Origin of the sequence: Bacillus sp. SIMBA_005 (genome assembly GCF_046535585.1) — a bacterium.
In the GTDB taxonomy this organism is placed as follows: Bacteria; Bacillota; Bacilli; order Bacillales; family Bacillaceae; genus Bacillus; species Bacillus pumilus.
Window position 1 is genome coordinate 1 of sequence record NZ_JAWRWI010000880.1, and the last position, 249, is coordinate 249.

The 249-nt window shown below is 42.6% G+C and carries 1 protein-coding gene; it reads right to left on the reverse strand.

What is annotated here, in order from left to right; genetic code table 11:
* Nucleotides 1–249: DUF2487 family protein (locus SB660_RS22595; RefSeq protein ID WP_410584733.1), on the reverse strand; the 249-nt coding region annotated here is incomplete at both ends.

Consider the following 249-nt stretch of genomic DNA (forward strand, 5'->3'; position numbering starts at 1 on the left):
GCCTCCTCAGCTCTCCAACTTTCGTCAGATGTGAGCAGGACAACATGCGGAAATTCCGTTATCAGCTCTTCCCGCAAATCCTTAAGCCCTTGAACGGTTATTTCATTTCTATCAACATATGTATAAGGCGGAAGTAAATATACCCGTCCCTTTAACTGCCTTTCAAGTTCTTCTGAGAGAAGCTGCGTAAACTCGCCTTTCTCCGCCGCCATTTTAAAATGGTTATTAACCCTTATGTTAATTAATGGT